At 70.0% G+C, this 18,577-nt stretch carries 23 protein-coding genes; 10 read left to right on the plus strand and 13 right to left on the minus strand.

Features of this window, described 5'->3' with window-relative positions; translation table 11 throughout:
- Nucleotides 1-24: 24 nt before the first annotated feature.
- Nucleotides 25-2,505, plus strand: coding sequence for a phosphoketolase family protein (locus tag KI385_RS07910; RefSeq protein WP_238571502.1), 2,481 nt, complete (start codon nt 25-27; stop codon nt 2,503-2,505).
- Nucleotides 2,506-2,659: 154 nt separating this feature from the next.
- Nucleotides 2,660-2,830, plus strand: a complete 171-nt coding sequence (locus KI385_RS07915) for a hypothetical protein (RefSeq protein WP_342593441.1) — start codon at nt 2,660-2,662, stop codon at nt 2,828-2,830.
- 33 nt (nt 2,831-2,863) lie between these two features.
- Here the strand turns inward: KI385_RS07915 and KI385_RS07920 are convergent, their stop codons facing one another.
- Together KI385_RS07920 and ligD are read right to left on the minus strand one after the other, a co-directional pair.
- A complete protein-coding gene (locus KI385_RS07920) occupies nt 2,864-3,523 on the minus strand; it encodes an endonuclease (RefSeq protein WP_238571503.1) in 660 nt (219 codons plus the stop codon).
- A gap of 153 nt (nt 3,524-3,676) precedes the next feature.
- Nucleotides 3,677-4,615: a non-homologous end-joining DNA ligase gene (gene ligD, locus KI385_RS07925; protein ID WP_238571504.1), complete on the minus strand. Its 939-nt coding sequence runs from the start codon at nt 4,613-4,615 to the stop codon at nt 3,677-3,679.
- A 459-nt stretch (nt 4,616-5,074) separates the two neighbouring features.
- On the opposite strand from ligD, the gene KI385_RS07930 reads away from it, so the two are divergent.
- From KI385_RS07930 to KI385_RS07950, 5 genes are all read left to right on the plus strand, one after another.
- Complete coding sequence (locus KI385_RS07930; RefSeq protein ID WP_238571505.1) at nt 5,075-5,278, plus strand: hypothetical protein; 204 nt, start codon at nt 5,075-5,077, stop codon at nt 5,276-5,278.
- Between the two features lie 95 nt (nt 5,279-5,373).
- Nucleotides 5,374-5,769, plus strand: coding sequence for a DUF7144 family membrane protein (locus KI385_RS07935; RefSeq protein ID WP_238571506.1), 396 nt, complete (start codon nt 5,374-5,376; stop codon nt 5,767-5,769).
- Nucleotides 5,770-5,787: 18 nt separating this feature from the next.
- Nucleotides 5,788-7,191 (plus strand): DUF2252 domain-containing protein, encoded by a 1,404-nt coding sequence (locus KI385_RS07940; protein ID WP_238571507.1) that lies wholly within the window; start codon nt 5,788-5,790, stop codon nt 7,189-7,191.
- Nucleotides 7,192-7,347: 156 nt separating this feature from the next.
- Complete coding sequence (gene ku, locus KI385_RS07945; RefSeq protein ID WP_425356885.1) at nt 7,348-8,358, plus strand: non-homologous end joining protein Ku; 1,011 nt, start codon at nt 7,348-7,350, stop codon at nt 8,356-8,358.
- 120 nt (nt 8,359-8,478) lie between these two features.
- On the plus strand, nt 8,479-8,706 hold the full coding sequence (locus KI385_RS07950; RefSeq protein WP_238571508.1) for a DUF6458 family protein: 228 nt from the start codon (nt 8,479-8,481) through the stop codon (nt 8,704-8,706).
- 23 nt (nt 8,707-8,729) lie between these two features.
- On the opposite strand, the gene KI385_RS07955 is transcribed toward KI385_RS07950, so the two are convergent.
- Complete coding sequence (locus KI385_RS07955) at nt 8,730-10,244, minus strand: alpha/beta hydrolase (RefSeq protein ID WP_238571509.1); 1,515 nt, start codon at nt 10,242-10,244, stop codon at nt 8,730-8,732.
- 205 nt (nt 10,245-10,449) lie between these two features.
- Between KI385_RS07955 and KI385_RS07960 the strand changes: the two genes are divergently transcribed.
- The 3 genes from KI385_RS07960 (at nt 10,450) to KI385_RS07970 (ending at nt 13,173) form a co-directional block, all read left to right on the plus strand.
- Nucleotides 10,450-11,028, plus strand: coding sequence for a TetR/AcrR family transcriptional regulator (locus KI385_RS07960; protein ID WP_238571510.1), 579 nt, complete (start codon nt 10,450-10,452; stop codon nt 11,026-11,028).
- Between the two features lie 306 nt (nt 11,029-11,334).
- The gene (locus tag KI385_RS07965; RefSeq protein ID WP_238571511.1) at nt 11,335-12,201 is read left to right on the plus strand and encodes a histone protein; all 867 of its coding nucleotides are present in this window, start codon (nt 11,335-11,337) and stop codon (nt 12,199-12,201) included.
- 6 nt (nt 12,202-12,207) lie between these two features.
- Complete coding sequence (locus KI385_RS07970; RefSeq protein ID WP_238571512.1) at nt 12,208-13,173, plus strand: SRPBCC family protein; 966 nt, start codon at nt 12,208-12,210, stop codon at nt 13,171-13,173.
- Between the two features lie 43 nt (nt 13,174-13,216).
- Here the strand turns inward: KI385_RS07970 and KI385_RS07975 are convergent, their stop codons facing one another.
- The 10 genes from KI385_RS07975 to KI385_RS08020 all read right to left on the minus strand — a co-directional run bounded on the left by KI385_RS07975 (nt 13,217) and on the right by KI385_RS08020 (nt 18,507).
- The gene (locus tag KI385_RS07975; RefSeq protein WP_238571513.1) at nt 13,217-13,543 is read right to left on the minus strand and encodes a plasmid stabilization protein; all 327 of its coding nucleotides are present in this window, start codon (nt 13,541-13,543) and stop codon (nt 13,217-13,219) included.
- Between the two features lie 30 nt (nt 13,544-13,573).
- Complete coding sequence (locus KI385_RS07980; protein WP_238571514.1) at nt 13,574-14,530, minus strand: TIGR03557 family F420-dependent LLM class oxidoreductase; 957 nt, start codon at nt 14,528-14,530, stop codon at nt 13,574-13,576.
- A gap of 273 nt (nt 14,531-14,803) precedes the next feature.
- A complete protein-coding gene (locus tag KI385_RS07985; protein ID WP_238571515.1) occupies nt 14,804-14,977 on the minus strand; it encodes a CsbD family protein in 174 nt (57 codons plus the stop codon).
- 50 nt (nt 14,978-15,027) lie between these two features.
- Nucleotides 15,028-15,435, minus strand: a complete 408-nt coding sequence (locus tag KI385_RS07990; protein ID WP_238571516.1) for a gas vesicle protein K — start codon at nt 15,433-15,435, stop codon at nt 15,028-15,030.
- Nucleotides 15,425-15,670 carry a gas vesicle protein gene (locus KI385_RS07995; RefSeq protein WP_238571517.1) on the minus strand — a complete coding sequence of 82 codons (246 nt, stop codon included), beginning with the start codon at nt 15,668-15,670 and terminating at the stop codon, nt 15,425-15,427. Before KI385_RS07995 ends, KI385_RS07990 begins: the two co-directional genes overlap by 11 nt.
- Entirely contained in the window at nt 15,667-16,482 is an 816-nt protein-coding gene (locus KI385_RS08000; protein ID WP_238571518.1) for a GvpL/GvpF family gas vesicle protein, read from the minus strand. Before KI385_RS08000 ends, KI385_RS07995 begins: the two co-directional genes overlap by 4 nt.
- Nucleotides 16,479-16,988 carry a gas vesicle protein gene (locus KI385_RS08005; RefSeq protein WP_238571519.1) on the minus strand — a complete coding sequence of 170 codons (510 nt, stop codon included), beginning with the start codon at nt 16,986-16,988 and terminating at the stop codon, nt 16,479-16,481. Before KI385_RS08005 ends, KI385_RS08000 begins: the two co-directional genes overlap by 4 nt.
- Before the next feature lie 76 nt (nt 16,989-17,064).
- A complete protein-coding gene (locus KI385_RS08010; RefSeq protein WP_238571520.1) occupies nt 17,065-17,316 on the minus strand; it encodes a gas vesicle protein GvpG in 252 nt (83 codons plus the stop codon).
- Between the two features lie 9 nt (nt 17,317-17,325).
- Nucleotides 17,326-18,039 carry a GvpL/GvpF family gas vesicle protein gene (locus tag KI385_RS08015; RefSeq protein ID WP_238571521.1) on the minus strand — a complete coding sequence of 238 codons (714 nt, stop codon included), beginning with the start codon at nt 18,037-18,039 and terminating at the stop codon, nt 17,326-17,328.
- Between the two features lie 3 nt (nt 18,040-18,042).
- Nucleotides 18,043-18,507 (minus strand): gas vesicle structural protein GvpA, encoded by a 465-nt coding sequence (locus KI385_RS08020; protein WP_238571522.1) that lies wholly within the window; start codon nt 18,505-18,507, stop codon nt 18,043-18,045.
- Nucleotides 18,508-18,577: the final 70 nt, after the last annotated feature.

Here is an 18,577-nt window from a genome sequence, read left to right on the forward strand (position 1 = left end):
CGCCACCCTGGTGAGGAGATGAGCATGCACGACGCGCGAACGTCGGCACAGGCAAGGACAGCAGAGGCAGGAACGACGGGGGCAGGGACAACAGAGGCAGGCGCGCCGGGGCCGCTCGGCGCCGCCGAGTTACAGGCGCTCGACGCCCACTGGCGGGCCGCCAACTATCTGTCCGTGGGGCAGATCTATCTGATGGCCAATCCGCTGCTGGCGGCGCCGCTGCGCCCCGAGCACATCAAGCCGCGGCTGCTGGGCCACTGGGGCACCTCACCCGGCCTGAACCTGGTGCACACCCATCTCAACCGCGTCATCAAGGCCCGCGAGCTGGACGCGCTGTGCGTATGGGGCCCCGGGCACGGCGGCCCCGCCGTGTTGGCCAACTCCTGGCTGGACGGCACGTACTCCGAGACGTACCCCGACGTCACCCGGGACGGCGAGGGCATGGACCGGCTGTTCAGGCAGTTCTCGTTCCCCGGCGGGGTGCCCAGCCATGTCGCCCCCGAGACGCCGGGCTCGATCCACGAGGGCGGTGAGCTGGGCTACTCCCTCACCCATGCCTACGGTGCGGCGTTCGACAATCCGGAGCTGCTGGTCGCCTGCGTGGTCGGCGACGGCGAGGCGGAGACCGGGCCGCTCGCCGCGTCCTGGCACGCCACGAAGTTCCTCGATCCGGTGCACGACGGCGCCGTGCTGCCGATCCTGCACCTCAACGGCTACAAGATCGCCAACCCGACGGTGCTCGCCCGCATCCCGCAGGACGAGCTGGACGAGCTGCTGCGCGGCTACGGCCATGACCCGGTCCATGTCACCGGCGACGACCCCATGGCGGTGCACCAGGCGATGGCCGCCGCGATGGACCGCTGCCTGGACACGATCGACGGGATCCGGCGCCGGGCCCGCACCGAGGGCGCGACGGAGCGCCCCCGCTGGCCCATGATCGTGCTGCGTACACCCAAGGGCTGGACCGGTCCGCACGAGGTCGACGGGCAGCCCGTCGAGGGCACCTGGCGCTCCCACCAGGTCCCGCTGGCCGGGGTGCGCGACAACGCCGGGCATCTGCGACAGCTGGAGGCCTGGCTGCGCTCGTACCGGCCGGACGAGCTGTTCGACGCCGAGGGCCGACCGCGCCCGGAGGTGCTCGCCTGCGTGCCCGGGGGATCGCGCCGGCTGGGCGCCTCACCGCACGCCAATGGCGGTCTGCTGCTGCGCGAGCTGCCGCTCCCGCCACTGGAGCAGCATGCGGTGGAGGTCGACAAGCGCGGCACCGTGCTGCACGAGCCGACCCGGGTGCTGGGCGGTCTGCTGAAAGCGGTCATGGAGGCCACCGCACAGCGCCGCGACTTCCGGGTCGTGGGCCCCGACGAGACCGAGTCGAACCGGCTGGGGGCGCTCTACGGCGCCACCGACAAGGCCTGGCAGGCCGCCACGCTCGACACCGACGAACATCTCGCGCCGGGCGGCCGGGTCATGGAGGTGCTCTCCGAGCATCTGTGCCAGGGGTGGCTGGAGGGCTATCTCCTCACCGGCCGGCACGGGCTCTTCTCCAGCTACGAGGCGTTCGCGCACATCGTCGACTCCATGGTCAATCAGCACGTCAAGTGGCTGCGGACCGCCCGCCGGCTGCCCTGGCGGCGCCCGATCGCCTCGCTGAACTATCTGCTCACCTCACACGTCTGGCGGCAGGACCACAACGGCTTCTCCCACCAGGACCCCGGCTTCGTCGACCACATCCTCAACAAGAGCCCCGAGGTCGTCCGGGTCTATCTGCCGCCGGACGCCAACACCCTGCTCTCGGTGGCCGAGCATGCGCTGCGCAGCCGCGACTACGTCAATGTGATCGTGGCCGGCAAACAGCCGAGCTTCGACTGGCTGACCCTGGACGAGGCTCGCGCGCACTGCGCACGCGGCGCCGGCACCTGGGAGTGGGCGGGCACCGAGGACGGCAACGTTCCCCAAGCCCTCGGCTCCGGTCGGGCATGGGAGACCCGGTCCCCTGACGTCGTGCTGGCCTGCGCGGGGGACGTACCCACACAGGAGACGCTGGCCGCCGCGGGTCTGCTGCGCGTGCAGCTGCCGGAGCTGGCGGTGCGGGTGGTCAATGTCGTCGACATGGCCCGGCTGCTGCCGCCCGGGGTACACCCGCACGGCATGCCGGATTCCGAGTACGACGCGCTGTTCACGCCCGACAAGCCGGTCATCTTCGCGTACCACGGCTACCCATGGCTGATCCACCGGCTCTGCTACAACCGCGCGGGCCACCGGAATCTGCATGTCCGCGGCTACAAGGAGGAGGGCACCACCACCACGCCCTTCGACATGGTCGTCCGCAACGATCTCGACCGGTACCGGCTGGTGATGGATGTGGTGGACCGGGTGCCGGGGCTCGGGGTACGCGCCATCGCGCTGCGGCAGGCCATGGCGGACGTCCGTACCCGCCACCACGTCTGGATCCGGGAGCACGGCACCGATCTGCCCGAGGTCGCCGACTGGACCTGGCCGGGCTGACCCGGGCCGCCGGCCGCCCGCGCGGAGTAACGCGCGGCGCGGTGAGGGGGCGGCCAGGTCCCCGCATGTGAGCCTGGGGCCTGCATTTGAGCCCGAGCCCGGCCGGCGCTCGCATGCAGCCCCCAGGCCCGGGTACGCGGTCGGCGGGAGGTGTGTGGCCACCGCCCTGGCCGCGGCGCTCGCCCGGTGGGCCGTGCGGCGGCCCGTACACGGCGAACCGGCCCGCTGGACGGTGCCGCTGCGCCGTCTGCACTCCGCTCATGCGGGCGACTGTGTCGCCTGGTTCCTGGCGGGTGTCACCTTGCTGGCGGCGCTGCTCGTGTGACGGACGCGGCCGCGTCCCGTGCCGCCCGTCGGATCAGGCCCGCGACGCCTCCAGTACGTCGTCGACGACGGTCCGGTCCAGCGCCGCGCGCACCAGCCCCGAGGCGAACGCCGCCATCTCGTCCGTCCCGACCAGCCGCGCCAGCTTCCCGCTCTCCCCCGGCAGACCCAGCCGCTCCGCCCCCTGGACGGCCTTGGCATCGAGAAACGGGGCGAATTCGGTCCATACGCCCTGCACCTCGCGCAGAAAGATGGCGGAGCCCGCGGGCCCGAGGCCCGGCACCTCCTGCAGTGCGCCGCGCAGCGCACCGAGGTCGCCGTCGGCCGCCTCCCGCATCCGCCGTAGATCACCGCCGTACGTGTCGAGCAACAGCGCTGCGCCGTCCCCGAGCTGGGTGGAGGTGCGCTCGTCGTAGCGGCGGTAACCGCCCGCTCCGAGCGCGTCGACCCGCTGTTGCCAGGTCGCGTCCGCCATCCGCCGCGGCGTACGCATTCCCGCGTCGAACAGGGCACGCGCCGATGCCACGGCCACGGACGCGCGAATACGCGCACTGAGCAGACAGGACAGCACCAGCAGCTGATAGAGCGGCTGCGGGGTGTTGCCCACCCGGATCCCGCTCTGTGCCGCATAGGTTTCGCCGTGCCTGTCCAGCAGCGTCCGCGCGATGGCCCGCTGCCCGTCGCGGGGGCTCATGGCGCGAGCCCGTACGGGCGAATGCGGTCGCAGGGAGAATGTCCGGCCACGCCCTGTCCTCCGTCGTTCCGTGCGCTCTTCCGCTCTCAGCGTCCCCGGTCCGTCGATCAGGAAACAGCCGCTGCTCCGTGGGGCGCAATGCCGCCGCGCCGGTCACCGCAGCCCGTCGGGCCGCCTGCGCGCGCCGCGCAGCGACCGCCCGCGGGTCGGCACCCCGGACCACGGCTTGGACCGCGCCTGCTCCTCCACCGCCGCGATATCCCTCAACGACCAGCGCTGCGCGGTGAGTTCGGGGTCGTCGAGTTGCTGACGGCTGATCGGCGCGGCGACCGGAGCGCCCGGTTTCGGCCGCAGCGACCACGGGGCGACGGCCGTCTGCGCATAGGCGTTGCGCTGCACATCGAGGTAGAGCCGGTCGCCGCGCGACTTCCTGCGTACGGCCGTGGTGAGCCGGTCCGGGTGACGCTCCGCCAGCACCGCGGCCACCTCCTGGGCGAAACCGCGCACCGTGTCGAAGTCGCTCCTGCCGTCCAGCGGAACGGTGACATGCAGTCCCCTCGACCCGGTGGTCATCAAAACGGCCGGCAGTTCGAGCTCGTCGAGCAGCCCGACGAGCTGCTGGACGGCCTCCCGTACGGCCCTGAAGTCGGAGCCCGGCGGATCCAGATCGAACACCAGCCGGTCCGGACGGCCGGGCCGGCCGGCACGGGACAGCCAGCGGTGCAGGGTGAGACAGGCCTGGTCGGCAAGGAAGAGCAGAGTCGCCTTGTCGTCGCAGACCGGGTGGGTGACGGTGCCGCCCTCCTTGGCGACCTCCGCCCGCCGGACCCAGTCGGGGTAGTGGTCCGGGATCTGCTTCTGCAGGAAGTGCGGGCCGCCCAGCCCTTCCGGAAGCCGTTCCAGCATCAGCGGCCGCCCCCGCAGCTGCGGGACCATGGAGGCGGCCATCCGGCCGTAGTAGTCGACGACATCGGCCCTGGTCAGCCCTTCGTCGGGGAACAGCACCTTTTCCGGCCGGTGGATCTCCACCGTGCGGCGGCCCGCGCGCACCGTGTCCGTCGTCGTGCCGGCGCCGGAATCCGAGTCGTCCATGCGGGCGGGCGTACCCGCTCCGCGCCGCCCTGACTCTCGCGCGTCCGGGTGGCGGCGGGGAGCGTACGGCAGTTGCGCCGCCGCACCGGCACGGCCGCCCGCCCAGCTGTCGCCGAGTCAGCCGGGCCGTCGCAGAGTGAGTACGGACGTACACCGAGGATCCTGCGGATGGTGCCGCATGGCCGACAGGAATGGCAAGGAGACCCACATGCCACGAGGAGCGAGCGCCCCGCACAAGCGCCACCGGGACCCGGTGCCTCCCACTCCGGGCCCGGGCCCCGGGCCACCCGGACCCACGCCAGGCCCGGGGCCCGGCCCGGTCCCCGCCCCAGGACCCGATCCGGTGCCCCCGCCGGTGCCGCGTCCGGAGCCTGACCCGCTCCCGCCGAACCCCGCGCCGCCGACGCCCGGACCGCAGCCGGGACCGGCGCCCGATCCGGTCCCCCTGCCCGGCACCACATGGCGGGCCTGACAGCCGCGCCCCATCGCGCCGGCCCAGCCCTGACACCACCGCGCACCGCGGGCCTGCCGCCCCTCTCCGACAACTGGTACGTCCAACGCATCGGCGGATACCGCGGGTACGGCGCCCAGAACGCCACCGTCCGTCCCGCCGCCCGGCACACGGCCGAGCACCGGGTGCGCCAGGCCTCCGCACGTCCCTGACATGCGGATGACCGGTGCCTGTGGAAGCGTGAAGACAGGGCATGACCACCGTCGGTTCCCGCCGGTGGCCAGGTTTCTCAAGTGAGGAGTGACCCATGGCCGCTCAGAAACAGAGCGTCGGCGGGTGGACCGCATTCGCCGGAGTCCTGATGATCTTCGGTGGCGCGATGGCCTTTCTGGAGGGCATCTCCGCCATCGCCAAGGACAACGTCTTCGTCACGACGCGGAACTACGTGTTCTCCTTCAATCTCACGGGCTGGGGATGGATCCATCTGATCCTGGGCATCGTCATCCTCATCGCGGGCATCGCACTGCTCGCCAGCGGCGCGACGTGGGCGCGGGTGATCGGCGTCGCCCTCGCGGGTCTCGGAGCACTGGCGAACTTCCTGTGGATCCCCTACTACCCGTTCTGGGCCATCGTGCTGATCGCCATCAACGTCTTCATCATCTGGGCGCTGTGTGCGGGAGACAAACACCACGCCGTGGCCTGAGCCCATGGGACCGCGGCCATGACCTCCGGACCACCGGCGCCGGCCACCGCACGGGAACGTGCGGAACGGGGCAGGGCACTTCGCACCGAGGTGCCCCGCTCCAGTCATGCGGACTTCAGCCCCGCGGCCGCCCGCGACGACCCGGTGGACATCCTTGAGCGGCAATCGGCGCTCCGGGTACCGGAGTTGGTGCCCATTCGATACGGCCGGATGCTGGAGTCCCCGTTCCGCTTCTACCGCGGCGCCGCCGCCATCATGGCGGCGGACCTGGCCACCACCCCGGCCACCGGGCTGACGACCCAGCTGTGCGGGGACGCCCATCTGCTGAACTTCCGGCTGCTGGCCTCCCCCGAGCGCCATCTGATGTTCGATCTCAACGACTTCGACGAGACCCTGCCGGGACCGTGGGAGTGGGACGTCAAACGGCTGGCGGCCAGCCTTGCCATCGCGGGGCGCGGGAACGGCTTCGACACGACGGTGCGGGCCGACATCATCGGGGCCGCCTGCGCGTCGTACCGCACCCAGATGCGCCGGTACGCGGACATGCGCACCCTGGAGGTCTGGTACGCCCATGACGACATGGCCGACATCGAGGCCGAGGAGGCTCACGAACTGCGCAGCAGGGGCCGGGCCCAGCTGGCCCGCACCATGGCGGAAGCCCGTACGCGCGACGCCATGCAGGCGTTCCGCAAGCTCACCCGGGTGATCGGCGGTCAGGTACGGATCGCCCCCGATCCGCCGCTGATCGTGCCGCTGGGCGATCTGCTGCCGGACGTCGAGCGCGATCTGCTCACGGACGAGATCCGCGAACTGATCACGAGCTACGGCCGCACTCTGCGGTCGGACCATCGCAGCCTGCTGGAGCAGTACCGGGTGGTCGACACGGCACGCAAGGTCGTCGGGGTCGGCAGCGTGGGCACCCGTTGCTGGATCGTGCTGCTGCTCGGCAAGGACACCGACGACCCGCTGCTGCTCCAGGCCAAGGAGGCCGATGAGTCGGTGCTCGCCCCGTACGCCGGACCGGGGCGCCACACCAATCAAGGTGAACGGGTGGTGTCCGGCCAGCGGTTGATGCAGGCAGCCGGCGACATCTTCCTCGGCTGGGAGCGGACCACCGGCATCGACGGGCGCCAACGGGACTTCTACGTCCGGCAGTTGCGTGACTGGAAGGGCATCATGAAGACCGAGCTCATGATGCCGGTGGGGCTGCGGCGGTTCGCCGTGCGCTGCGGGGCCACGCTGGCCCGTGCGCATGCCAGATCCGGCGACCGCATCGCGATCGGCGCCTACCTCGGCAAGGGGCCGGCTTTCGACGAGGCGCTGGTGCGGTTCGCGGAGCGTTACGCGGATCAGAACGAACGCGATCATCAGGCGCTGGCGGAGGCGGTCCGCGAGGGGCGGGTCACGGCCGCGGCCACCTGAGCGGTTGGGGGGCCGAGCGGCGCGGGAGCCTGAGCGGCCGGGGTCCGGGCGACCGGGGGCCTGGACGGCGAAGGGGCGAGGGGCCGCCACCCGATCGGCACACCTCGGTACGGCCCGGGATGTACGGTTTGCCCGCCCCGCCTAGCATGGAGCCGAATGGCACCGATGAAGGCGGCCCCCATGCGCCCCACGGCGAAGTTCTCCATCAGCTTCGGCCTGGTCACGATCCCGGTCGCCGCGTACAACGCCACGGACAGTTCCGCGTCGGTCAGCTTTGTGCGGATCCATTCGCGGGACGGCGGACGGGTACGCAATCAGCCCGTGTGCTCGCTGGAAGGCGCCGAGGTCCCCCCGGACGAGATCGGCCGCGGCTACAAACCCGGCGACCGCGACCTGGTCGTACCGCTGAGTGACGAGGATCTGGACGCACTGCCGCTGCCGACCGCGAAGACGCTGACGATTCTGGCCTTCGTCGCCGGCGGGGACATCGACCCGCTGCAGATGGGCAAGGGCTACTACCTGGGCGTCGACAGCCCCGCCGCGGTCAAGCCCTATGTGCTGCTGCGCGAGGCGATGGAGCGGCACCAGCGCGTCGGACTCGGCAAGATCGCGCTGCACGGGCGGGAGACGCTGGCCATGATCCGCCCGATGGAGGGCGCACTCGTCATGCAGGTGCTGCTCTGGCCGCACCAGATCCGCCCGATGGACGGGGTGCTGCCCGAGCGGCAGGTGGACGTCGCCGCCAACGAGGTGGCCGCCGCCGAGGCACTGATGGACTCCTTCGGCGAGCTGTCGGAGGACGATGTGCACGATCACTACCGCGAGGCGCTGGAAGAGATCGTGGCGGCGAAGCTGGCGCATCGTGAGCCGGAATTCGAGGCCGGCGAGGAGCAGCCCGCCGGCCAGGTGATGGACCTGATGGCGGCCTTGCAGGACAGCGTGCGCGCCGCCAAGAGGTCCCGCGGCGAGGACGAGGGCACCGAGCACGCCGCGGACACCGCCCGGCCCGGCCGCTCCGCGAAGAAGAGCACGGCGCAGCAGGCAACGGGGAAGAAGGCGGCCGCGCAGCAGACCACCGCCGCGAAGTCCACCGCCAAGAAGACAGCTGCCAAGAAAACGGCCGCGGCGAAGAAGACCGCGGGCAGGAGCGGGCGCCGGGCCGGCTGAGCCTCCGCCCGCACACCACACCACGCACCGCACCGCACCGCACCCGGACATGAGGCGTCTGTGCATGGGTACGCGTCCTTCAACACCCCCTGCTGTCAAGACAGTTATGGAGGCTGACACATGGGTATCGGCGGGTGCATCGGTCTGCTCGCGGTGGGGGCCATCCTCACCTTCGCGGTGGACTGGCACATGGCCGGAGTCAATCTCGACCTCGTGGGCGTCATCATGATGATCGTCGGCATCATCGGCCTGGCGACGTATGTGAGCATTCTGAAGCGGCGGCGCACCCAGCCACCGTCCCCCGGTGCTCCCGTCGTCGACGTCGAGAACACTCGTTACTACAAGTAGCCCCCGGCGTGCGCGCTCCCGGCTCAGCCGCAGGAGGTATGGGGCTTCGGCATGGTGCCGTGCAGCAGGAAGCCGTCGACATACCGCTGTACGCAGGTGTCGCCGGTGGTGTAGGCGGCGTGCCCCTCACCCCGGAAGGTCAGCACGATGCTGGAGTTGTCCAGCGCACGGGCCATGTTGAGGGCGCCCTCGTACGGGGTCGCCGGATCGTTGGTGGTCGCGACGAGCAGTACGGGCGGTGCGTCGGGCGCCGCGACATCGCGGGAGGTGTCGTCGCCCGGAGCCGGCCAGCCGTCGCAGTCCAGCAGGGTCGGGGCGATGTCCGGCCCGAAGAGCGGGGAGGCCCGGGTGAGTTCCCGTTGCGCCCGGGCGTAGTCGTCGGCGCCATAGCGTTCGGAGGTGTCCCGGCAGGAGATCGCGCGCAGGGCCAGCTGGTCCTGCGGCGGCAGCTCGTCCTGCCCGATGTGGCGCACCGGGGCCCGTCCCGCGCTGCTGCCGCCGCTGTCGCTCAGGCGCAGGATCCCGGCCCCGTCGCCGCGCCGCAGCTGCGCCAGCGCCTGGCGCAGCGTCGGCCAGTCGCTCCTCCTGTACAGGGCCTCCCGCAGCGCATACACATACGTCGTCTCGTCGACCGTCTCCCCCTTCACCTTCATCGGCGTATCACTCAACTGCTCGTACCAATGGCGCAGTTGGTCCTCTGCGCGGTTTCCGTCGGTGCCCAGCGGGCAGCCGGCGTCATGGGTGCAGTCGGCGGCGAAGTCGTCCAGTGCCCGCTGGAAGCCGCGGGCCTGGGCGAGTGCGGTCTGCCAGGTGTTCTTGGTCGGGTCCTCGACGCTGTCCAGGACCATCCGGCCGACCTTGTCGGGGAATTCATGGGCGTAGACCGCGCCGAGTTTGGTGCCGTAGGAGAACCCCAGGTAGTTGAGCTTGTCGTCGCGGACCGCGGCACGCAGTACGTCCATGTCCCGGGCGACGTTGGGGGTGCCGATCCACGGCAGCAGCCCACCGGAGTACCGGCCGCAGGCCTCGTTGATGCGCTTCTCCTTCGCGGCGAGGCTGTCGTCGGCGGCGCTGCCGGGGGGTGGCGCGAGCTTGTCGCCGCAGGAGACGGGTTCGGTGTGGCCGGTGCCGCGCGGGTCAAAGCTGACGATGTCGTACTGCTGCCCCAGACGGGCGAAGGCACTGCCGCTGTCGATCAGATAGTTGACGCCGGAAGCACCCGGCCCTCCGGGATTGAGCACCAGCGAACCGAGCCGTTTGCCGGGCCCGGTCGCCTTCAGCCGGATCAGCTGGACCAGCATGGTGCTCCGCCCGGGATGGGCGTAGTCACGCGGCACCTCCAGCCGGGCGCACTCCAGCCGCTCCGAGTAGCCGGGCGGCTGCGCGGTTCCCTGGCTCTGCGCGCCGTTCTTCACATCGTGCCCGCACGACTCCCAGGAGAGTTGCTGCTGGTAGAAGCGCGTCAGATCCGGGTCATCGGCGGTGCCCACGGCCGGAGTTCCGGCGAAGCCACCGGTCAGCGCGACGACCGCCGCCACGGCCAGCAGCCGGACGGACGCCGTGCGCCGGCGAACACACCGCGCTCCCCCTACTCCCACACGAGACGGTGCACGGCGTGTTCCCGGCATATTCCGAGCCTAGAGCCGTTACCCACCTTCCGCACACCTGCCGCCGCGCAGCTGCCGCGTGGGAGGGGCCATTCGTGACGTATACGCCGTAAACATCGATGTGTACGATGTAGACGTGGTGGAGCGGAGAACGGCGGAGCGTATCGCCGACGCGGCACTCGACATCCTGGGCGGCGAAGGCCCGGAAGCGGTGAGCATGCGGCGAGTGGCCGAGGCTGTCGGGGTGACACCTATGGCGATCTACCGCCACTACCCCAATCGTGAGGCGTTGCTGCGCGCGGTGGCCGCGGACAGCCTTCAGGAACTGGGCGCGCAATGGGCCGCACGCCAGGACCCCGACCCGGTGACCAGGATCTATGGACTCCTCACCGATTTCCTCGACTTCGCCCTCGGCCGGCCGAACCTCTATCTGTTCCTGATGGCCGAACGACGCGAGCGGGCCCCACACTTCCCTGAAGACGTGCACTCCGGGGAAACCCTGGCATGCGGTGTGGTGGTGACGGCGGTCGAACAGGGCATGCGCGAAGGCACACTCAAGCCCGACGACCCGCTTGAGGTCGCACTGGCCCTCACCGCCCCCGCTCAAGGGCTTGTCCAGCTCTATCTCGGCGGCCGTATCGCCATGCCCGAAAGCGAATTCCGCGCGCTGTGCAGGCGGACGACGGAGCGAATCCTCCACGGCATTGCGGCATAGGCCTCGGCCACCGCTCCCGGCATCAAGGACAGGCGCCGGAACGGCCGTTGGCGCGGCACTCCTCACCTTCGGTTCCCGGCGGCCGCTCCACCGGCCCTGATGGATCGGCGGCCGACCTCTATGACCTACGCAGCGGCACCGGTTGCATTCCCAGGGTGCTGACGGCGACTACCCAGCGCAATCCAACCGGCGCGGCGCGGAGTGGAATCCCTACTTCTGCTCGCTCGGGATGCGCACGTGAGGACACGGATCACTCTGGAGATATGGCGCCGATCGGCAGCATGCCCACGAAAAGGTGACGCACCCATGAACGAATCCAAGTTTCTGCTCGCCGCCGCCCTGGCCGGTGGCTACGTCCTGGGCCGCACGAAGAAGGGCCGGTTCGCTCTCACAGTGGCGTCCTACCTCGCCGGGCGCCAATTCGGGCTTGAGCCACGCCAGCTCTTGGCGGAGGGGGTCCGCAGACTCGGGGAGATCCCCCAGGTCGCGGAGCTGGGCGAACAGCTGCGGGGGGAAGTCATGGATGCCGGGCGGCAGGCCGTCAAGGCCGCCGCCAACCGTCAGCTGACCACGTTCGCCGATTCGCTCCATGAGCGCACCCTCCGCCTCGAAAGCGGCGAGGAGGAACCGGAAGAGGAGGAGGAAGAGGAGGAATACGAGGGCGAAGAGCCGGCGGAGGAGTACGAGGAGGAAGAGGAGCCCGAGGAGGAGTACGAGGAGGGCGAAGAAGAGCCCGAGGAGGAGCCCGAAGAGGAGCCCGAAGAGGAGTATGAAGGCGAGGAAGAAGAAGAGGAAGAAGAGGAAGAGGAGCCGGCGGAAGAGCCCGAGGAGCGGCCCCGCCGTCGTGGCACGAAGTCCGCCGGGAAAAAGGCCGCACCCAGCCGGCCGGCCGCGAAGAAGGCTGCGCCCGCCAAGAAGGCCGCCGCCAAGAAGACCGCGGCAAAGAAGGCGGCCCCCGCGAAGAAAGCCGCCGCCAAGAAGGCCGCCGCGAAGAAGACCGCGGCAAAGAAGACCACGGCGAAGAAGACCGCCGCCAAGAAGGCTCCTGCCAAGAAGACCGCCGCACAGAAGAAGGCAGCCCCGGCTGCGAAGAAGACCGCCAAAAAGACGGCACAGAAGACTTCCCAACAGGCCGCCAAGAAGACATCAGCGCGCGGCAAGAGCCGGAGGTAACCGGTCATGGCCAGGACGGGACAGGACAACGCGGACTCGGGGCTCGATCGACTGCGGGACGAGCTCGGGGGCTTTGTGACGGCGTGGGCGGGGAATCTGGCCGAACGGGCCGGCGACAAGCTGATCGATGTGACGGGCCAGCTCACCAACGTCGCCCAGAACGGCGGTTCGCTGTCCAAGATCGGGGCCAACCTCCTCGGGGGCGACTCCCCCCTCAAGGCCGTGATCAGCGGGAAGGCGCAGGACGTCAAGGACAACATCGTGGGCAAGGCCAAAGAGGTCCTCGGAGGCGGTAAAGGGCGCAAGTCGGGAGACCAGAAGGTCACCAACATCATCGAGGTCCTCGATGTCGGAGTGCCGTTGCGTACCGCCTACGACCACTGGACGCGGTACGAGAAGTTCAACAGCTTCACCAAGGGCGTCCGCAGTGTGTCGCAGAGCGATGAGACGACCAGTGACTGGAAGGCCAAGGTCGGCCCGTCGACCCGCGGCTGGAAAGCCACCGTCCAGGAGCAGGTGCCGGACGAACGCATCGTCTGGACGTCCGAGGGCGCCAAGGGATCGACCCGGGGTGCCGTCAGTTTCCATGAGCTCGCACCCAACCTGACCCGCATCGTGCTGGTCGTCGAGTACTACGCCTCCGGGTTCTTCGAGAAGACCGGAAATCTGTGGCGCGCGCAGGGGCGGCGGCTGCGGCTGGACTTCAAGCACTTCCAGCGCTACGTCACGCTCACCGACGAGGAACCGGACGGCTGGCGCGGCGAAGTGCGCGACGGCGAGGTCGTACGGACCCATGAAGAGGCCGTCGAGGAGGAAGAGGCCGAGGGTTACGACGAGGACGAGGAGTACGGCGACGAGGAGTACGAGGAGGAGGGCGAGGCCGAGCCCGAGGAGGACGGCGAGGACGAGGACGAGGACTGGGAAGAGGAAGACGAAGAGGCCGAGGCCGAGGCCGAGGACGAGGACGAGTGATCGTGCGGTCCCCGGCGACGGCCCCGTTCCTGAAGTTGTCGTCTCAGCGACCGAGCGCCTTGCGCAGCTGCTGCTTGTTCATCGAGGAGCGGCCGTCGATGTTGCGCTTCTTCGCCTCCTCGTAGAGCTGATCCTTCGTCGGCCCCTGGGCACCGCTGTGGGAGCGTTCGCCGCCGCGCTGCGAGGCGGACTTCGGGTCTTGTGTGGAGACCTTGCTCGCCGTTTTGGACTCGCCGGAGCGCGCCCGCTCCTTGTTCACCGTCCGGGCGGCGATTTCCTTCGCACGCTCGGTGGACTCTCCCCGTTCCTGCGCGCTTTCCTTGATGTGCTCGTACTGACGCTCACGCTTCTTGCTCGAACCGGCAGGCATGAATCCCTCCTTGACTGTGTGTCGGCGGTGTCACTGCGGTAGCTGGGGAAGCACTTTGGTGCGGTAGAAGTCGAAGAAGCCCCGCGGGCCGTGCCCGATCTGATGGACGCAGACGGTGTCGAAGCCCGCCTTGGTGTACGCGGTGATCGCGGCGAGGTGCGCCTCCACATCGTCTCCGCAGAGCACGCTCTCCGCGACGCGATCGGGGGTGATCAGTTCGGCGGCCTGCTCGAAGTGGCGGGGCGTGGGGAGGATCTGCGGCAGCTCGCCGGGCAGCTGTTCGGTGGCCCAGAGCCGGTGCGCGGTCCGTAGCGCATCCTCGCGGTCGCTGGACCAGCACACCTTCAGTCCACCCATGGCCGGCTTCGAACCGCCGCCACTGCGCCGGAACCGCTCCACGGCCTCGGCGTCGGGCTCCATGGTGAGGAAGCCGTCCCCGACGCGGCCGGCCAGCTCGGTCGCGGCCGGGCCGAACCCGGACACGTCGATGGGCACCGGCTCGTCGGGAAGGGTGTACAGGCGCGCGTTCTCGACCGTGTAGTGCTTCCCGTGGTGGCTCACCTCGTCGCCCGCGAAGAGCTGGCGCATCACCTGAACGGCCTCTTCCAGCATCTCCAGTCGCACCGCCGCCCGCGGCCAGGGATCGCCCAGGACGTGTTCGTTCAGCGCCTCGCCGGTTCCCACCCCGAGCCGGAAGCGGCCCTGGGTCTGGACGGCGGCGGTGGCGGCCGCCTGGGCGGTGACGGCGGGGTGGAGCCGCATGATCGGGCAGGTCACCGCGGTCTCGATGGGCAGCGAGGTGGCCTCGGACAGTGCGCCGATCACCGACCATACGAAGGGGCTCTGGCCCTGTGCGTCGTTCCACGGATGGAAGTGGTCGGAGATCCACAGCGAGGTGAATCCGGCCTGCTCGGCCATCCGTGCCTGCTCGACGAGCGCGGCCGGGCCGTGCTCCTCGCAGGACAGGAAGTAGCCGTACTCAGCCATTGATCCTCCACATGTGTGCCGGGGGTCGGCGGCGCTACCGCTGCGGCTCTCCTCGTCCGGGCAGGCGCCGGGCTGAGCTGTCGTGGTGCGCAGGGCCTCTTCGACCGTACGGATCCTCGCCACGCTCCGCACCCGGAGCACGGGGCCGGTCCGCGACGTCCGCCGGCGGTGCCGGGTCCAGGCCGATCGGCGGGCGGCACGAGCAGCCGCATCGCGAGGGCGGCGGCCCCCGCCGTCGCGGGGAGTGCGACGGCGGGGGCCGGGCGGTGGCGGTCAGTGCCTGAGCGTGTCCTTGCCCCGTTCCACTGCCTGCTTCACCTTGCCCTTGGCCTTCTCCATCTTTCCCTTCTTCTCCAGGCTTTCGTTGCCGAGGACCTTCCCGGTGGTTTCCTTTGCCTTTCCTTCGGCCATTTCGCCGATGTTCCTGCTCTTCTTTCTGATGCCCATGTCGTGCTCCTTCAGGGCCTTCGGCCGAGCAAGCGGGGCTCGGTCGGCTGTCATTCGGACGGTGGCAGCAATGTCCCGAGAGGTCCGAGATCGAGATTGAGGTCTTGCATGGAAAGGTCGTATCGGGCACAGAGCTCCACCATGCGCTCGTGCAGAATCATGAGTGTGGCGCCCAGCCGCTCCTCCTGTTCCTCGGTGAGATCTCCGGCGTCGACCCGGTGCAGCGCCTGGCGTTCCATGAGCTGCCGCAGCAGTTCGACGAGGGTGAGAACGAGCTTGATCAGGTCCCGTTCCACCGTGTCGGGGTCGGTGGTGACCCGGTGTGTGCCGCTCCCCGCCGCCGTGCCGCGCGGCGGCTGGAGGTCCTGCGGTGCCGCGGGCAGCAGCCGGAAGGCGCGGCCGGCCGCTTCGGCGACGTCGTCGAAGTGGTTGGCGGGCCCTCGGACTTCACCTGCCATGACCATCTCCCAGGGGTGGGTCGGCAGGCCACGGGGAGAGGTTCTGTTCGCTGATGGAGACGATCAGCGCGTTCAGCGAGACGCGTACGAGGTCGATATCGGCGATCGACAGCACGATGTCACCGGTGAGGACCGCACCTCCGGTCAGCAGCCGGTCCAGCAGGTCGATCAGCGCGATCTGCCGGTCCGGCAGCGGCTCTTGCGCCGCGGTCGGCGGCCCGCCCGCCGCCCTCACGGCGTGGCCCCCTTCAACGGTTCGGCTTCGGCGGGGGTGGCGAACGAGTAGGGGGCCCAGGGCCCGGTGACCTCGACGCGTACCCCGGTAAATCCCTCGGCCGCCCGCAGCACGTCCGTACGCAACCGTTCGGCGTGCTCCAGCGGTACGAGGTAGGCGTCGTTGACGACGTTCTCCCCCGGCCCGCGGGCGAGTTCGCCCTGCTGCGTCCGGTGCTGGACCCGGTCGACCGCCACGCCGCGGGCCGCGTCCTCGACGTGCCGGGCCGCCTGTTCGGCTGTGCGGTAGGCGTCCTCGCGGGCATGGCGCTGCGCCCTGCGGTGGCTGAGGTAGGCGCGTCCGGGGCTCAGGTCCGGCTCCGCCGACGCCGCCGCCGGGCTCTCGGCGGCCGCGGACGCCTCGACGTAGATCTTGACGCCCCACTCCACATGCGCGGCCAGCTCGGACAGCCGCTCGGCGAACGCCTCCAGACGGGCGTCGAGCATCTGCCGCACCCGCTCGTCGTCGAGGTAGACGGTGGCCAGCCGGAGTGGCAGGACGGTGGTGCGCGCGGCCAGCGCCTCGATCACCCGGTGATGGGCGCGGGCGACCAACTCCAGCCAGTCCAGGTCTTCGAGGTGTGCGCGCAGTGCGGCCTCCTGGAAGTCCTGCTCGGGCACCGGGCTGACCGCGACGACCACGTCCCCGCGGTGTCCTGTGCGCACCAGATGCACCGGCGCATCCGCCACGCCGGGGAGCCCGGACAGCTCCTCCTCCAGCGATCCGTCGGCGTCCTGCGCCACGGCGTAGGCATAGGTGATGACCTCGGTCATGGCTCATCCCGCTTCTTGCTGCTCTTGCTGCGGGGGCTCGGCTGGGCCCGTTTGGTGCGGGAGGTGCGGGGAGCACGCCGGGGTGCGGCCGGGCGGCTCTCCTCCTCGTCCTCTTCCTCTTCCTCTTCCTCTTCCTCTTCCTCTTCCTCGTCCTCGGCCCGGGGCAGTTCACCGCGCTCGCGCAGGGCCTCGATCTCGGCACGCAGCCGCTTGTTCTCCTCGGCGAGCGAGCTGTAGCCGTCGGACGCGCGGGACGACAGAGCGGGGTCGTGCTCCCACCAGTCGATGCCCATCTCCTTCGCCTTGTCCACGGAGGCGACCAGCAGGCGCAGTTTGATGGTGAGCAGTTCGATGTCCAGGAGGTTGATCTGGATATCGCCGGCGATGACGATGCCTTTGTCCAGGACCCGCTCCAGGATGTCGGCGAGATTGGCCGATGAGCCCTGGCCGTACTGGGCGGACCTGGACGGGAGGTCGCCAAGTCTCCTGGCAACGGGTTCCGACACGGCCACTACCTCGCTTCCCTGGTAACCCGGCGTCCGGACGGGAGCGCGGGGCGCCCTCCGGATTCAGCTGTCGCGATCAGGTGTCGGTGCCCTGTTGATGGGCCCTGATCTCGTCCAGCCGGTCCAGCAGTTCGTCCTCGCGCCGGTCGAAGGTTTCCTCGTCGATGTCTCCCGCCAGGAGCGCTCGCTCCAGCTCGGCGAGTTCCCGCTCGACGGGTTCGGGGTCGTAGTACTCGTTCTCCGCGGCCTCCAACACGCGCTCCATGACCCAGGCCACGCCGCGCACCGGCGCCAGCGGAAAGGTGCCGAGCTGAGTCAGCAGGCCCATGACGTCTCCCTAGACGAAGCTGTAGGCGGGCAGTGGCCCGCGCAGCCGCAGATCGAAGTCCTCGCCCAGCTCCTCGGCGAGCTCCTGTTCGGCGGCGCGGAGGCGCTTTTCGTTCTTCTGGTCCACCAGGAAGGACACGCTCACGAAGTCGTTGCCGGTCGGCTTCGACACGCTCTCCTCACGGGCGAACTCGCGCAGTGCGTCGACGACCGCCGCGGCGAGCCGGTCCTGGCGCGCCTCTACTTCCTTCGCGACCAGTTCACCGAGCGCGAGCGGCAGATCCGGGCCGGCGTTGCCGCTTCTGATGTCCTCGTTGAGCCGGCGCGCCTCGTCGGACTCCGTAAGGATCTGGCGCAGCATCGCGTCCTCGTCCTGACCGGCCTTCAGGTGGTATTCGGCGCAGCCCTTCAGCGCCTGCAACCGTTCGGTGAGTTCGTCCGTACGGTCCTCCAGCACCTCGCGTACGGCGTCGTCGCCCGTAGTGGTGAAACCGAACTGCAGCGGCAGGACCGTGCCGTCGGCCATCAGCCGCTCCTGGACGGCCTGGTGGGCGCCGAGGTCCCGGCGTTTGGGTCGTAGCTCCTCGGGGGCGTCGCTGACGACCGCGGACAGCTTTTTCGTGTGCACCGTGCGAAGGGCGGTGGGCGGGTCCCCTACCCCGTCGAGACCGTCCAGCCGCTGGGGATGGTCGGTCGCGACGATGGAGTAGACGTATACGGCCATGGCTCATTCCTTCCGGTGCCGGACCGGGCGACGAGCCGGCCGCTCCCGCTTTTCCGCGTGCTCCTTGCGCCGCTCCGCGGGTTCCTCGTCGTCCTCGTCGTCCTCGTGTCCGCCCTTGAGAGCTTCGGTCACCGCCTCGGCGGCCCCGCTCAGCGCACCCTTGGCCTTGCCGTGCGAGCCACCCTCGGTGACCTCGCCGACGATGTCGGTCAGCTGGGAGGGCGCCTTGCGCCCCTCCTCCAGGTCGAGGCGGTTGCACGCCTCGGCGAAGCGCAGGTAAGTGTCCACGCTGGCCACGACGATACGGGCGTCGATCTTGAGGATCTCGATGCCGACCAACGAGACCCGTACGAAGACGTCGATGACCAGTCCGCGGTCCAGAATCAGATCGAGGATGTCGTAGAGGTTGCCGGAGCCTCCGCCGCCACCTCTGGCGACGGTTCCTCCGCTTTGCGGCACCACAGTCACGGTGCCTCCCTTCCCCGGCTCGCCCCTTCCTGCGCGGAGTGGCCGTGTAGTTCGCTCGGCGAACGGTTCT

The organism is Streptomyces inhibens (assembly GCF_022221585.1).
Taxonomy (GTDB): Bacteria; Actinomycetota; Actinomycetes; order Streptomycetales; family Streptomycetaceae; genus Streptomyces; species Streptomyces inhibens.